Source organism: Rhizobium sp. GW821-FHT14E12 (genome assembly GCF_058803745.1).
This window is the reverse complement of sequence record NZ_JBXAPH010000003.1, coordinates 273,669-288,011: the sequence shown is the minus strand read 5'-3', so window position 1 is coordinate 288,011 and position 14,343 is coordinate 273,669. Positions and strand designations below refer to the sequence as shown.

Here is a 14,343-nt window from a genome sequence, read left to right as displayed (position 1 = left end):
CGGGATGCCGGTTCCAGTTTGCCGCACAGGCATTGCCCGATATTTTCGCACTGATGGACAGGATCGATGCTGAACAATCCCCGTTCCCACGGCCTTTGGGAAAAGACCGCGCCCGCCGGTCCCGTGACATCAGCGCTTGCCGGCGATCTCACCGCCGATGTCGTCATCGTCGGTGGCGGTTACACCGGTCTCTCGGCAGCCCTGCATCTCACGGAGGCTGGTCAGTCGGCGGTGGTTCTGGAGGCAGTCGAGATTGGCTTTGGTGGCGCCGGGCGCAATGTTGGCCTCATCAATGGCGGCATGTGGGTGATGCCGGACGATATTCCCGGCGTGCTGGGACCGGTCCACGGCGAACGGGCGCTCGATCTGCTTGGCGGAGCGCCGCTTCTGGTGCGCGAGATTGTCGAGAGACATGAGATCGCCTGCGAAATCGAAAAGAACGGCACACTGCATCTGGCCGTCGGCGCCGATGGCCTGAAGGAGTTGCAGGAGCGGCATCGCCAATGGACCGCCCGTGGCGCCCCGGTGCAACTGCTCTCGGCCGAAGAGACCGCCCGCCGCGTCGGCAGCGCCGCCTATGCGGGATCACTGTTCGATCCGCGCGCCGGCACCATCCAGCCGCTTGCCTATGCGCGCGGCCTGGCGCACGCGGCCATCCGTGCGGGCACGAAAATCTTTACCGGCAGCGCCGTCATCGCCACCGAACGCCAGGGCGACGGATGGAAGGTGAGCACGACGCATGGCTCCGTCTCCGCAAAATGGATTGTCGTCGCCACCGACGCCTATTCCACCGGCCCCTGGGAGCAGGTGCGCACCGAGCAGGTGCATCTACCCTATTTCAATTTTGCCACCGTGCCGCTCGGCGACAATGTGCGCAAGTCGATCCTGCCGGGCCGTGAAGGCTGCTGGGACACCAAGGAAATCCTGTCGTCCTTCCGCATGGATCGCGCCGGCCGCCTCGTCTTCGGCAGCGTCGGGGCGCTGCGCAATACCGGGCTCGCCGTTCACAGGAACTGGGCGCGGCGGTCGTTGAGGAAGCTGTTTCCGCAGCTCGGGGACATCGACTTTGAATGCGAGTGGTACGGCAAGATCGGCATGACCGACGATGCTGTTCCCCGCTTCCATAAATTCGCCGAGAACGTCATCGGCTTTTCCGGCTATAATGGCCGCGGCATTGCGCCGGGTACGGTGTTTGGCAAGACCATCGCGCACCATATCCTCGGTGATATCAGCGAAACTGAGCTTCCCCTGCCGCTGACCGCGCCGAAGGACCCAAGCTTTCGTGCCGCCAAGGAACTTTATTACGAAGCCGGAGCCCAGATCGCTCATCTGACCAGCGACCGCTTCTAGCGAGACCATTTAAAAACCCGGCGTGGATGGAGATCAGATTAGACAATCTCTTCCGTCCTGCGCCGACAGTCACCAGATATCACCGAACACGCTTCCATCAGAAAGACGAGAATGACCATGTCCAAGCCAGATCTTGCTTCCGAAGTCTCGAAAATCCTCTCCGACCTCGGCGTCTCCGCCGAGCGCTATACGGGCGGAACGCTTGCCGTGACCTCTCCGGTGACCGGCGCCGAAATCGGCCGTCTCAGGGAAGATTCGGCCGCCGACGCCAAGGCCGCGATCGATAAAGCGCAGGACGCCTTCCTCGCCTGGCGCAATGTGCCGGCACCGAAGCGCGGCGAGCTGGTTCGTCTGCTCGGCGAAGAGTTGCGCGCCGGCAAGGCGGCGCTTGGCCGCCTGGTTTCCATCGAGGTCGGCAAGATCACCTCCGAAGGTCTCGGCGAAGTGCAGGAAATGATCGACATCTGCGATTTCGCTGTGGGCTTGTCGCGCCAGCTCTACGGCCTGACGATCGCCACCGAGCGCTCGGAACACCGGATGATGGAAACCTGGCATCCGCTCGGCCCGATCGGCATCATCTCCGCCTTCAATTTCCCGGTCGCCGTCTGGTCGTGGAATGCGGCGCTTGCCATGGTCTGCGGTAATTCGACGATCTGGAAGCCCTCGGAAAAGACACCGTTGACGGCGCTTGCCACGCAGGCCCTGTTCGAAAAGGCGCTGAAGCGCTTTATCGCCGAGGGCGGCGACGCCCCGGCCAATCTGTCGACGCTCATAATCGGTGGTCGCGATCTCGGCGAAATCCTGGTCGATCACCCGAAGGTTCCGCTGGTCTCCGCCACCGGCTCGACGGCCATGGGCCGCGCCGTCGGCCCGCGGCTTGCCAGCCGCTTCGCCCGCGCCATCCTCGAGCTTGGCGGCAACAATGCCGCGATCGTCAGCCCGACGGCCGATCTTGACCTGACGCTGCGCGGCGTCGCCTTCTCCGCCATGGGCACCGCCGGCCAACGCTGCACGACGCTGCGCCGTCTCTTCGTGCATGAGAGCGTCTACGATCAACTCGTGCCGCGCCTGCAGAAGGCCTACGGCTCCGTCACCATCGGCAATCCGCTGGAACAGGGCACGCTGGTCGGCCCGCTGATCGACAAACAGGCTTTCGACCGGATGCAGGCTGCTCTCGGCGAAGCGAAGTCGGCCGGCGGCAAGGTAACCGGCGGCGAGCGTATCGAAAACGGTTCGGCCGATGCCTTCTACGTCCGCCCGGCACTGGTCGAGATGCCCTCGCAGACCGGCCCGGTCGAGCAGGAAACCTTCGCGCCGATCCTCTATGTGATGAAGTACAGCGATTTCGACGCGGTACTGGCACTGCACAATGCCGTGCCGCAGGGCCTGTCGTCGTCGATCTTCACCAATGACATGCGCGAGGCGGAAGCCTTCGTTTCGGCGCGCGGTTCGGATTGCGGCATCGCCAATGTTAATCTTGGTCCTTCCGGCGCCGAGATCGGTGGCGCCTTCGGCGGCGAGAAGGAGACCGGCGGCGGCCGCGAATCCGGATCGGATGCCTGGAAGGCCTATATGCGCCGCGCCACCAACACCATCAATTACGGCCGAACTCTCCCGCTCGCGCAGGGCGTCAAGTTCGACGTCGAGTAAAAGAGAGCCTTACGGCTAACCGAACCAATGGATGGGGCAATAGTTCGCCCCATCCGCAGCCCCGCAGAACGAAGTGGTTGACGGACTGGTTTCCGGCGAAGGCTTCTTCTATCTGTTCGGCAGCAACAACAGTGCGATCCAGCGGTCTCCCCGTCAGTCCGCTTTGCCGGGGAAGATCACAGAGGCTTTCAGCCCTTTTCCGCCGGCTCCCTCGCCAAGTGTCAGCGAACCGCCGAACAGGCCGGCAATCTCCTCCACGATCGGCAGGCCCAGGCCCATTCCGGGCGACTGCCCGCCTCCCCCACGCGCAAATCGCTGCCGCACGCCTTGTCGTTTATCGAGCGGGATACCCGGGCCGTTGTCTTCCACGTCCAGGCGAACTGTCTCCCCTTTAGCCTCCACGCGCACAGTCACTTCCGTCCCGCGTCCGGCATAGGCAATCGCGTTCTCGATCAGATTGCGCAGGAGTTCGCCGATCAGAAGCGGCTCGGCCCGAATGAGAGCGCTCCCCTCGCCTTCAAAGCCGAGATCGACGCCGGCTTCGCCGGCGCCGGGAACGTGGTCGCCGGTGATACGCTGTGCAAGCGACACGAGATCAAGGGCCATCTGCGATTGAGGCTCTTTCGAAGCGGCCGCTTCGACTTTCGCCATGAGCAGCAGCTGCGCCAGGATGCGTTCCGCATGCGCAACGGCCTCGTCACCCTTGCGCGCGGCCTCCCGGGCCTCCGCAAGCGAGGTTGCGCGCGCCGACAGTGCCAGCTGGGTGCGGATGATGGCAAGGGGCGTGCGCAGCTGATGGCCGGCATTGCCGGTGAAATGGCGTAATGCATCAAGCGCCGATTGCAGCCGCACCATGAAGGAATTGACCGTTTCCACCAACCCCTCGACTTCGCTCGGCGCGGATTGCCGGATCGGGTGCAGATCGTCGGGGCTACGCTCCGCAATGGCGTCCCCAAGCCGATAGAGCGGCCGAAGCGATACGGTGACGGCGATCCAGACGATAATGGCGGCGCCGAGTATGAGGATGAGAAGGCGCAAGGCCGAGCGCAGCAAGATAGCCTGCGTCAACTGCGTGCGGCCGATCGTCGTTTCGGCGACGGTTACCGTGAACGGAACCGAATTGATGCCTGTCGACGCCGAACGCTCGAGAACGGCAAGCCGGATCGGTTCGCCGCCGAACGTCTGGTCGGCATAAACCGCCGCCTGCCCCTTCATATCGGCAATCGACGGCAGGTTCTGATAGCCGGTGATGAACCGGCCGGGCGGACCGTCCACGCGGTAGAAGACGCGATCCTGGGCCGCCGATGTCAGCATTTCCAGGGCGACATAGGGAATATCCACTTCCAGCGCGCCGTCTTCCGCGACGACGACACGTTCGGCGATGGCGAGCGCCGAGCCGGCGAGGACGCGGTCCGACACGGTGTTCGCGGTTTTCACCGCCTCGAAATAGGTATCTGCCAGCGCGACGGCGCCGATGACGACGGTCGCGATCAACAGCCAGGCAAGCAGCCTGCGGCGCAGCGAATAGGCGGCGTGTGCCTTCATACGCCCGCCAGCTTGTCGAGATAATAGCCGATGCCGCGGGCCGTCCTCACCGTCAATCCGTGCGGCGCGAGGCGCTTGCGCAACCGGCTGACATATTGCTCGATGGCATTGGAGCTCAGATCGTCGTCGAAGGCGGCAAGCGACTGGATGATCGCCTCCTTGGCGACGACCCTGCCTGCGCGCATGAACAGGGTCTCGAGAAGGCTGAGCTCGCGGGCCGGGATATCGATGGGGACGCCGTTGGCTGAGAAGGTGCGCGAATTGAGGTCGAGGGCAACATTGCCATAGGTGACGAGCGACGCGCGAAGTCCCGCTTGCCGGCGCAGCAGCACACGGACACGCGCCTCGAATTCGCTGATGTCGAAGGGCTTGATCATGTAGTCGTCGGCACCGAGATCGAGGCCGCGCACCTTCTCCTCCTGCGTGCCCCGCGCCGTCAAAATGAGTACGGCCGCCTTGTTCTGGCGGGCGCGCATGGCCCGGAGCACATCGAGCCCGTCCATCTCCGGCAGGTTGAGATCGAGGATGACGAGATCGAAGGTTTCGGCGGCAGCCGCCGCGTTCGCGGAGGCACCGTCGCCCACCACATCCACGGCATAGCCGGCCCCACGCAGGATCGCGAAAAGCCCTTCGGAAAGTGCCTTGTTGTCCTCAACCAGCAATATGCGCAAGACGACTATTCTCCCCCAGCCCGCATTCTATCGCATTCCGCCTCGGACCGGAATCGATTTGGGAAAATACCAGGCAGCAATCCAAGGTGTTACGGTAGTTTTCCGCAACTGAAACGACAAGCGGGGCTCGGGCAAGTGGGCATACGCTTGTGAACGATCTGCCGCTGCGGCAATATCGCCGCATGCGGTTTCTTTCGGTCCTTCTTTCCATCTGTCTCGCCCCAGGCCTTGCTGCCGCCGATCCGGTTGTGTTTCCGGCGCTGTCGGGGAATGAGAAGGCACCCGAGGTCATCGTCTATTCCTCGTTGGACGAGCCGCTGGCGACGCCGATGATCCGGGGGTTTCAGGCGGCCAACCCCGATGTCGCCGTGCGCTACGAGGACATGCTGACGGGGGAGATCTACGACCGGATCGTCAAGGAAACCGACGTCGGCGGCAGGACGGCGGATTTCGCCTTCTCCTCGGCGATGGATCTTCAGGTCAAGCTCAGCAATGACGGATACGCCCAGCGCAGTGACCTGCCCATGAGCGGCCGCTGGCCGGAATGGGCAAACTGGCGCAACACGGCCTATGCCCTGACCTTCGAGCCCGCCGTTTTCGTCTACCACAAGCCGAGCTTCACGAGCGAAAAGCCACCCTCGACGCGCGCGGAACTCGTCGACTATCTGAAACGGCACGGAAACGAGGCCCGTGGCCGGATCGGCACCTATGATATCGAGCGATCGGGTGTCGGCTTTCTGTTCATGGCGCGCGACCAGGAGCAATTCGGCGATATCTGGTCGGTCATCCAGGCCATGGGGGCGGCCGGCGTGAAAGTCTATTCGACCAGCACGGCCATTCTCGAGCGCGTATCCGACGGCCGCTTCACGCTCGGCTACAATATCCTCGGCTCCTACGCCGCCAATTGGGCCTCGCGTTACCCCGATGTCGGCATCGTTCTGCCGCGCGACTATACCGTCGTCATGTCGCGCATCGGGCTTGTGCCGCAGGCGGCCGTCTCGCCGGATCTCGGAAAGCGCTATCTGGCATTCTTCATGTCCAAGGAGGGCCAGACGATCATGGCCCGCGAGTTGCAGATCCCGGCGGTCAGCCCGGATGTCGCCGGTGCCAATACCGCCAATACGATGCGCGAAATGCTGGGTGGACAACTCAGGCCGGTGCCGGTCAGCCCCGGCCTGATGGTCTATCTCGACCAGGTCAAGCGGGCGCGGCTGATTGCCCGCTGGAACGAAGCCCTGCGTCTGCAATAGCTCCGCCCAGGCGACAGGCAATGTCACGTTGTCATGGGCTTGGGCGGATGGCTCATTGGAAAGCCGTGACCAGCGCTATCGCCTGATTTCACAAACCGCCCCTCTCCGGTCTTTGACGAAACAACGTGGCAGCGCCACTAATACTGGTCCGAGCGAACCCATTTCCCTAGGCCCACGTTCCTCCAGCCCGGCGTCGCTGCACTTTGCCGCGCTCCAGGCCCAGTGCGTGTTGTGTCAATTCGATTCGGATCCACACTCGAAATCGACACGGTAGAACGCTGACCCGAATAAACTGTGCTTCTCAGGGTAAAGGTCCCATTTTTTTCATTGATGCTTTCCAGTATCCCTTGTTCAGCCGTAGTGGCGTTTTTCAGCCAGACGAGCAGGTATTTATTCAATGATGTCTTGAGCGAATCCAACAAGCGGGCATTGCGCACCTGCTCATTGACGTAAGAATCGGCAGCGGAGCGGAGGGAACTGAGGGAGTGGAAGAAGCGGAGGGCATCTGGACGATCCTGCAATCGCTTCTCCATCGGCGAAATCTCCGATTCCTCCGTCAATGAAATTTCCGGTATGGGGTCGATTTCCGAACCCGCCAGGGACTCAATATAAGATACGCCATCCCAGTAGGCTTTGTAGGCGGCATTGACATCAGCAATCGCATCGTCGGTGTTGTTGCCTGCTGCGGCCTTAACGTCGTCATGTACCGCGGCTATCGCTGTGTTGTAGATGGCCTTGGCGTCGGCCTCGGCGGTGTCGTAGATGCCGTAGATGGCGTTGGCTTTGGCATTGTTGTTGGCATTGGCTTTGGTTATGGCCGGGGTGTCGCCTTTAGCGGCATCCATGGCCGCGTCCATTTCGGCGCGTCTGGCGATGTGGGCGGCGTCCATATCGATCTTGGCGGCGTCCACGGCGACGTCACGATCGCAGGCAGCGACAGCCACCCCCCAGACCAATGCATATACCTCGGCGTCCCGCAAAGCCCGTATGACGAGGGGATCATCGGCAGCGGTCTTTTCTTGAATAATGGATTCGAGGCGGGTTTTGACTGAAGCGTAGGTTTTGCAGTCGCGAATGCTAGCTAGCAACTCGTCGAATTCCGTAGCCATAAAGGCGATCTCCCTGTTCGTGGACTTTAGGTCAACTGCTTTAACCGCAGCTCGTGCTGTCAAACTTTTCGCCCTCGGACCGAGCTTTGAAACGCTGCGGCTCGGCACCGATTGAAGAACATAGCCGACGATGTTTATCTGTATCAATCTTCTAAATTTTCAATTGCTAATGGAATAAATTTTATTGAGCCTTTTAAGCTGCGGAGATCGATTGTCTTCCGGATTGGCAGGAGGCACCGCCCGATGTCAGCTGGATGTCAGCTTCCTGTGATGGCTTGCGGCTCTTCATCATTCGTGGAGGCGAATGATCGAAGCGTATGGGAGGAGCATTTCATCCGAAGAAGGCGCAAGAAGGTCATGAAAGTCCTGGCGCCGCTTGATCGATGAAGCCAATCCCCGTCCGCAAAGAGGATAAACATCGCGCCGATCTCCAAGGAGCGCGCCCGACGGAGGACTAATCTTGAAACAGTTTTTTCTGGCTTCCATGCTTGCCGGCGCCCTGGCGCTGCCGGCTTTCGCGGCCGACTACACCATCATGGCACCGGCCAATCCCGGTGGCGGTTGGGACCAGACCGCCCGCTCCATCCAGTCCGTGATGCAGCAGGAAGGTATCTCCCGCAATGTCCAGGTGCAGAACGTGCCCGGTGCCGGCGGCACCATCGGTCTGGCGCAGTTCGCCAGCCAGGCGAGCGGCAATCCGAATGCCCTGATCGTCGGCGGCTACGTCATGGTCGGCGCCATCCTGACCAACAAATCGCCGGTGTCGCTCAAGGACGTGACGCCGATCGCACGCCTGACCGGCGAGTATGAAGCCATCGTCGTTCCGGCGGCCTCGCCGCTGAAGACCATGGGCGATCTCGTCGAGGCACTGAAGAAGGATCCGGGTTCGGTGTCCTGGGCCGGCGGTTCGGCCGGCGGCACCGACCATATCGCGGTCGGCCTGATCGCAAAGGCGGCGGGCGTCGATCCGACCAAGATCAACTACATCGCCTTTTCCGGTGGCGGCGAAGCGCTTGCCGCCATCCTCGGCAGTCAGGTGACGGCGGGCATTTCCGGTTACGGCGAATTCGAATCTCAGGTGAAGTCCGGCGCACTGCGTCTCCTCGCCGTGTCGAGCGGCGAGCGCCTCGACGGCATCGATGCGCCGACAATCAAGGAAAGCGGCCTCGACGTGGTGGTCGAAAACTGGCGCATGATTGCGGCCGCACCCGGCTTGAGCGACGAGCAGAAGGCCGCCGTGTCGTCCGACGTCGAAAAGCTTGCCAAGTCCGCCGGCTGGCAGGAACTTCTGAAGACCAAGGGCTGGGAGGATACCTATCTCGCCGGCGACGCCTTCAAGGAACAGCTCGCCAAGGATATTTCCGCGACCGAAGGCGTCCTCAAGGACATCGGACTCGTCCAATGACCACGGGCAATTCCCCTTCGACACAGACACGCCGCCCGGATCGGGCGGCGCTTGTCATCGCCGCCTTTCTCGCCGCCCTTGCCGGCCTGATCTTCTGGGACAGTTCGCGGCTGGCGAAAATAGCGAGCTATTCAGGCATCGGTCCCGCGACCATTCCTTTCGTGATCGCCGGCGGGCTGCTGTTCTTGTCCGCCTGGACCGTCCTTGCGGCGCTGCGCGGCGATTTTCCCGTGCGCGAACGTCAGGAAGTTGCGCCCGTGGTCTGGATCGTCGGCGGTCTCGCCGCCCAGATGCTGCTGTTGAAGCCGCTGGGTTTTTCGATCGCGACCGGCCTGCTTTTTGCGGCGACCGCAGCCGCCTTCGGCAAGCGCAAGCTCTGGATATCGATCCCGCTCGGCATCGCGCTCTGTCTCGGGGTCTGGCTGATCTTTTCCGGGCTGCTGCAGCTGTCGCTTCCAGGCGGTCCGCTCGAACATCTATTTTGGTGAGGCCCCGACGTGAGCACATTTGATTTTCTGTTGCAGGGTCTGATGATCGCGGCCCAGCCGATGAACCTGCTTTACGCCTTGATCGGCGTCACCCTCGGAACGGCCGTCGGCGTGCTGCCCGGCATCGGCCCGGCGTTGACCGTGGCATTGCTCCTGCCGGTGACCTACAAGCTCGATCCGGCGGGGTCGCTGATCATGTTTGCCGGGATCTACTATGGCGGCATGTATGGCGGCTCGACGACCTCCATCCTGCTCAACACGCCCGGCGAAAGCGCCTCGATCGTCACCGCGCTCGAGGGCAACAAGATGGCGCGGGCGGGTCGCGGCGGACCGGCGCTCGCCACCGCCGCAATCGGCTCCTTCGTTGCCGGCCTGATCGCCACGCTGGGACTCGCTTTCATTGCACCGATCATCGTTAAGCTGGCGCTGGTCTTCGGTCCGCGCGAATATTTCGCGCTGATGGTGCTGGCTTTCGTGACGGTTTCATCGGCCTTCGGCGATTCGACCCTGCGCGGCCTGACATCGCTGTTCATCGGCTTTGCGCTTGCCATCATCGGCATCGACCAACTCACCGGCCAGGCGCGCATGAGCTTTGGCGTTCCGGATCTGCTTGACGGCATCGAGGTGACAACGCTTGCCGTTGCCATGTTTGCCATCGGCGAATCCCTCTACATTGCCGCGCAGGGCAATCGCGGACCCGACAAGATCGAGGCGGTCAGGGGATCCGTCTGGATGACGGCCCAGGATTGGGCGCGCTCATGGAAGGCCTGGCTGCGTGGAACGCTGATCGGCTTCCCGATCGGCGCCATGCCGGCGGGCGGCGCCGAAATCGGCACATTCCTGTCCTATGCGACCGAAAAGCGCCTGACCAAATATCCGGAGGAATTCGGCAAGGGCGCGATTGAAGGCGTGGCCGGTCCGGAAGCGGCCAACAATGCGTCGGCCGCCGGAACGCTCGTTCCGCTTCTGACCCTCGGCCTGCCGACGACGGCGACGGCGGCGATCATGCTTGCCGGCTTCCAGCAATATGGCCTGCAGCCCGGTCCGCTGCTGTTTGTGACCAACCCGCAGCTCGTCTGGGGCCTGATCGCCAGCCTGCTGATCGCCAATTTTATGCTGCTGGTCCTCAACCTGCCACTGGTCGGGCTTTGGGTGAAGCTCCTCACCATTCCGAAGCCGTGGCTTTATGCCGGCATCCTCCTGTTTGCCACGCTCGGAACGATCGGCGCCAATCCGTCGGTCTACGAGCTCGGTATGCTGCTCGCCTTCGGCGTTCTCGGCTATGTCATGCGGATATTCGGTTACCCGATCGCACCGGTCGTGGTGGGTCTGATCCTCGGGCCGCTGGCGGAGCAGCAGCTTCGGCGAGCGCTTGCGATCAGCCAGGGCGATGTCACGGTGCTGTTCACCTCGCCAATCTCGGCGGTGCTGCTGCTGATCGCCGCGGCGGCGCTGATCGTGCCGTTGATCCTGAGGGCGCGCGGACGCGGTGAGACCCTGTCGCAGCTTGCCGCCAACGAGGATTGAGTTCCCCCTCGTTTCCAGTACGGCTGTTCCAGACGCTGGTTAAGGCGTCTGGAGCGGCGGATGCAAAAATGCCGGCATCGGCGTGTGATTGACGCTTGCGGATAGATAAAGCCGGGCGGTGTCGAGCGCTTCGCGGATCGTGACGTCCATGTCGAGATAGCGGTATGTCCCGAGCCGGCCGACAAAGGTGACGGAAGTCTCCTGGAAGGCTCGCGTGACATAGTGCGCGAGCTGTTCCTTTTCCTCCATCAGGCGGATCGGATAATAGGGGACATCACCGGGTTCGCAGGCCCTGGAAAACTCGCGATAGCAGACCGAGCGGGCATGATCCTCCCAAGGGGAGAAATGCTTGTGCTCCGTCACGCGTGTATAGGGCACGGAGACATCGCCGTAGTTCATGACCGCGCACCCCTGGTAGTCGCCGTTATAAGTGAAACGCTCAAAATCCAGCGTGCGATATCCCAAGCGGCCATATTCATAATCGAAATAGCCGTCGAGCGGGCCGGAATAGAATATGTGATCGAAGTCCTTGCCGAGACCGCTGTGAAACCTGGTTTCCAGATGGACTTCTATATTCGTGTGATCGAGAATCCGCCCGATCATGTCGGTATAGCCGTTTTCCGGCATGCCCTGGTATTTATGGAAGAAATAGTTGTCGTCGTAGTTGAAGCGGACCGGGAGCCGTTTCAGGATGGAGGCCGGGAGATCGGTCGGCGAACAGCCCCATTGCTTCTGCGTATATCCCTTGAGGAACGCTTCATAAAGGTCTCTGCCGACGAAGCGCAGTGCCTGCTCCTCGAAGGTCTTTGGGTCCGTTATGCTTTTGTCCGCCCGTTCCTCGATGAAGCCGCGTGCCTCGTCCGGCCTGAGCGTCTTGCCGAAAAACTGATTGATCGTGTGAAGATTGATGGGCAGGGAATAGACTTGGCCCGAACTCGTCGTCTTGACGCGGTTCTTGTAGGGCATGAACGTCTGAAAGAGGTTCACATAATCCCAGACTTCCCTGTCGTCCGTGTGGAAAATATGCGGGCCGTAGACATGCACCATGACGCCGGTAGCCGGGTCGCGCTCGGTGTGGCAATTCCCGGCAATATGGTCGCGCGTATCGAAGACGTCGACCTGGTAACCCGCCATGGCGAGTTCACGACCGATGACCGCGCCGGAAAGCCCGGCACCGACCACCGCAATTTTCTTGATCCGCGGCATTCCCGATCAGTTCTTTCCGGCTGTATGTTGTGTCGAGACTGCGGCTTCCTGCGTCCACAGCCGGCTGTCGTGCGGAACCGGCGCATAATCGTGCCATTCGACCAGCTTGTCGCGGTAGGCCTGCCGATAGGCTCGGTCGCCCGAAAACGCGATATTGTCCTGAACGAGATCCACGCCGATATCGTAATAGATGTCGAGGTTGCTCAGATCCGGCACCGGTGTTTCGCCGCGTTCGCACTCTGCCTGCATCTGCCAGAACAGTTCCTCGAGGCGGCGGGCAAGCGCCGGAATGTCACGCAAGGCGGAGGTCTCCCGTTTCGCCTGCAAGGATTCGCGAACATCCCTTAGGCTTCTGGGGTTTTTCGCAAAACCGATTGCCTTTTCGATATAGTCCTCTGGGTCCGAGCAGATCAGCTCCGGCACGCCGGCGGCAGCAACGATGCTGTGGCAGAAGCGGGCTGCAAAGCTCTTGCCGGGGAATGTGAGAACGGGCAGTCCCATGGTCAGGGCATCGCCAGCGGTTGAGTGTGCCCCGTAGGGAAACGTGTCGAGGAACAGGTCGGCAACTGCGATCCGGGCGAGATGCTTGGCATTCGGCGCCTTGGGAGCGAAAATCAGCCGCTCCGGTGCAACGCCGGCATTCTCCGCTAACTGACGCAAGCGTTTATCCACATCGTCGCCGCCGGTGAGAAGCCAAAGCACGCTGCCGGTCGTTTCGGCGAGAATCTTCATCCAGTGCGCAAAGGTTTCCTGCGTGATCTTCTGCATGCCGTTGAAGCAGGCATAGACGAAAACATCTTCCGGCAATCCGGCTTCGGCGCGGGATGGCTTTTCGGCGATCACCCGCTTGCGGTCGATTGGCTGATTGCACGCGATCCGCAGCACTTTTTCCGAATAATAGATCTCGTTCTCGGGCGGAATGATGTGCTCGTCCGCGATAATGTAGTGATGGAACGGGCTGCCCATCGAACCCGGATAGCCGCAAAAATTGACGACGACCGGCGCCGGCCGATAGGCAAAGATCTTCGTCCGGGCATGCTTGGTATAGCCGTTGACGTCGACGAGAATATCGATGTCGTCATCGGCGATCTGTCTTGCCGCGTCCACGTCGCTAAGCGCACCGATATCGCGCCAGCAATCGACGACGGCTTTCATGCGTGCCTGGGTCGCATCTCCCTGCACGGGATCGCCACAATAATAGGCGTAGATCTCGACGCTCCGCTTGTCATGCAGCTCCAGCACTTCCCTGAGCGCGAAGCCGACCGCATGGTCGCGCAGATCCGAAGAAACATAGCCGACGCGAAGACGCTGGTCGGTCCCGGTCTTCTGTTTCGGCGCCTTGCGCGTGAAACCGCTGGTATCGGGACGTCCGACGAAAGACTTGTTGTAACGGTAGGCTTTGGCCAACTGGAACAACGGATCGTCGGAAAAGCAGGCGAGCGTCAGCGGCGACATGGCATCGAGCAGGTGCCGGGTGGAAACATGGTCCGACGAGACCAGCGTCGGCCATTTGCATTGACGCTGGCGCAGCGCGCTCCAATGTTGCCCGGCCTCCGTCTTGTCGGGCCGCAGCTCCATCGCCTGCCACAAACTGGTTTCCGCATCCTCCAGCAGACCCGCATTTTCCATGACGCGGCCGATATGCTGAAGCGCGAGGAGACGATGGGCAAGCCGGTCAGCCGTGCTGTCGGCGGTCAGCTCCACGAAGCTGCGCCATTGCAGGATTGCCTGCGTGGCGATGCCGCTATCTTCCAGCGCCCGTCCAAGATTGATATGCGCCGGCCCAAAACGCGGATCGAGTTTCAGGCACGCGCGCAACGCATGGATCGATCCCGCGACATCGCCCAACTGCCTGAGGGTCACCGAATAATTGAAATAGACGAGGTGCAGGAAGGGATGGCCCTCGTTGAACGCGATCCAGACCTTGTAGACCTCCGCCGCCTCGAGTTTTTGTCCGGCAGCGCTTCGACCTTCGGCGAATTGGAACAAATCCGTGAAGGAAAGGCGCTGGGTGCGCGCGAGCTCCAGAATTCCGGCAACAGACGGAACAGGTGTCGGAGCTGATGCTTCATTGGTGACCATGGACATCCCACGAATTAACGGCCGGCATTGCAGCCATTTGCGAAATGGCTGCTCAGTCAT

General features: G+C 61.6%; 11 protein-coding genes. 6 read left to right on the top strand and 5 right to left on the bottom strand.

The features are described from left to right. Positions 1 to 66 precede the first annotated feature (66 nt). Both AC1RO0_RS14635 and amaB read left to right on the top strand, forming a co-directional pair. Entirely contained in the window at positions 67 to 1,350 is a 1,284-nt protein-coding gene (locus AC1RO0_RS14635; protein ID WP_498593615.1) for an NAD(P)/FAD-dependent oxidoreductase, read from the top strand. 111 nt (positions 1,351 to 1,461) lie between these two features. Next, positions 1,462 to 3,000 carry an L-piperidine-6-carboxylate dehydrogenase gene (amaB, locus tag AC1RO0_RS14630; RefSeq protein ID WP_498593614.1) on the top strand — a complete coding sequence of 513 codons (1,539 nt, stop codon included), beginning with the start codon at positions 1,462 to 1,464 and terminating at the stop codon, positions 2,998 to 3,000. A 153-nt stretch (positions 3,001 to 3,153) separates the two neighbouring features. On the opposite strand, the gene AC1RO0_RS14625 is transcribed toward amaB, so the two are convergent. Both AC1RO0_RS14625 and AC1RO0_RS14620 read right to left on the bottom strand, forming a co-directional pair. Next, a complete protein-coding gene (locus AC1RO0_RS14625) occupies positions 3,154 to 4,545 on the bottom strand; it encodes a sensor histidine kinase (protein WP_498593613.1) in 1,392 nt (463 codons plus the stop codon). After that, positions 4,542 to 5,216: a response regulator gene (locus AC1RO0_RS14620; RefSeq protein WP_498593612.1), complete on the bottom strand. Its 675-nt coding sequence runs from the start codon at positions 5,214 to 5,216 to the stop codon at positions 4,542 to 4,544. Before AC1RO0_RS14620 ends, AC1RO0_RS14625 begins: the two co-directional genes overlap by 4 nt. Positions 5,217 to 5,398: 182 nt before the next feature. On the opposite strand from AC1RO0_RS14620, the gene AC1RO0_RS14615 reads away from it, so the two are divergent. Further along, on the top strand, positions 5,399 to 6,466 hold the full coding sequence (locus tag AC1RO0_RS14615; RefSeq protein ID WP_498594027.1) for an ABC transporter substrate-binding protein: 1,068 nt from the start codon (positions 5,399 to 5,401) through the stop codon (positions 6,464 to 6,466). 137 nt (positions 6,467 to 6,603) lie between these two features. Here the strand turns inward: AC1RO0_RS14615 and AC1RO0_RS14610 are convergent, their stop codons facing one another. Next, the gene (locus AC1RO0_RS14610) at positions 6,604 to 7,575 is read right to left on the bottom strand and encodes a hypothetical protein (RefSeq protein WP_498593611.1); all 972 of its coding nucleotides are present in this window, start codon (positions 7,573 to 7,575) and stop codon (positions 6,604 to 6,606) included. Between the two features lie 484 nt (positions 7,576 to 8,059). Between AC1RO0_RS14610 and AC1RO0_RS14605 the strand changes: the two genes are divergently transcribed. Genes AC1RO0_RS14605 through AC1RO0_RS14595 form a run of 3 tightly spaced genes read left to right on the top strand, consistent with a single transcriptional unit; the run spans position 8,060 to position 10,995 of the window. After that, the gene (locus tag AC1RO0_RS14605; RefSeq protein WP_374188749.1) at positions 8,060 to 8,980 is read left to right on the top strand and encodes a Bug family tripartite tricarboxylate transporter substrate binding protein; all 921 of its coding nucleotides are present in this window, start codon (positions 8,060 to 8,062) and stop codon (positions 8,978 to 8,980) included. After that, on the top strand, positions 8,977 to 9,468 hold the full coding sequence (locus AC1RO0_RS14600; RefSeq protein WP_498593610.1) for a tripartite tricarboxylate transporter TctB family protein: 492 nt from the start codon (positions 8,977 to 8,979) through the stop codon (positions 9,466 to 9,468). Before AC1RO0_RS14605 ends, AC1RO0_RS14600 begins: the two co-directional genes overlap by 4 nt. A 9-nt stretch (positions 9,469 to 9,477) precedes the next feature. Beyond that, positions 9,478 to 10,995, top strand: a complete 1,518-nt coding sequence (locus AC1RO0_RS14595) for a tripartite tricarboxylate transporter permease (protein ID WP_498593609.1) — start codon at positions 9,478 to 9,480, stop codon at positions 10,993 to 10,995. Between the two features lie 39 nt (positions 10,996 to 11,034). Here AC1RO0_RS14595 and AC1RO0_RS14590 read toward each other — a convergent pair whose 3' ends face one another. Together AC1RO0_RS14590 and AC1RO0_RS14585 are read right to left on the bottom strand one after the other, a co-directional pair. After that, complete coding sequence (locus AC1RO0_RS14590) at positions 11,035 to 12,201, bottom strand: UDP-galactopyranose/dTDP-fucopyranose mutase family protein (RefSeq protein WP_498593608.1); 1,167 nt, start codon at positions 12,199 to 12,201, stop codon at positions 11,035 to 11,037. Positions 12,202 to 12,207: 6 nt separating this feature from the next. Beyond that, positions 12,208 to 14,283 carry an O-linked N-acetylglucosamine transferase, SPINDLY family protein gene (locus AC1RO0_RS14585; RefSeq protein ID WP_498593607.1) on the bottom strand — a complete coding sequence of 692 codons (2,076 nt, stop codon included), beginning with the start codon at positions 14,281 to 14,283 and terminating at the stop codon, positions 12,208 to 12,210. Positions 14,284 to 14,343 lie beyond the last annotated feature (60 nt).

Bases quoted from the DNA above. Each gene is read 5' to 3' on its own strand.
- AC1RO0_RS14610 (WP_498593611.1), bottom strand. From the start codon at position 7,575: ATGGCTACGGAATTCGACGAGTTGCTAGCTAGCATTCGCGACTGCAAA.
- AC1RO0_RS14625 (WP_498593613.1), bottom strand. From the start codon at position 4,545: ATGAAGGCACACGCCGCCTATTCGCTGCGCCGCAGGCTGCTTGCCTGG.
- AC1RO0_RS14590 (WP_498593608.1), bottom strand. From the start codon at position 12,201: ATGCCGCGGATCAAGAAAATTGCGGTGGTCGGTGCCGGGCTTTCCGGC.
- amaB (WP_498593614.1), top strand. From the start codon at position 1,462: ATGACCATGTCCAAGCCAGATCTTGCTTCCGAAGTCTCGAAAATCCTC.
- AC1RO0_RS14605 (WP_374188749.1), top strand. From the start codon at position 8,060: ATGCTTGCCGGCGCCCTGGCGCTGCCGGCTTTCGCGGCCGACTACACC.
- AC1RO0_RS14600 (WP_498593610.1), top strand. From the start codon at position 8,977: ATGACCACGGGCAATTCCCCTTCGACACAGACACGCCGCCCGGATCGG.
- AC1RO0_RS14635 (WP_498593615.1), top strand. From the start codon at position 67: ATGCTGAACAATCCCCGTTCCCACGGCCTTTGGGAAAAGACCGCGCCC.
- AC1RO0_RS14615 (WP_498594027.1), top strand. From the start codon at position 5,399: ATGCGGTTTCTTTCGGTCCTTCTTTCCATCTGTCTCGCCCCAGGCCTT.
- AC1RO0_RS14585 (WP_498593607.1), bottom strand. From the start codon at position 14,283: ATGGTCACCAATGAAGCATCAGCTCCGACACCTGTTCCGTCTGTTGCC.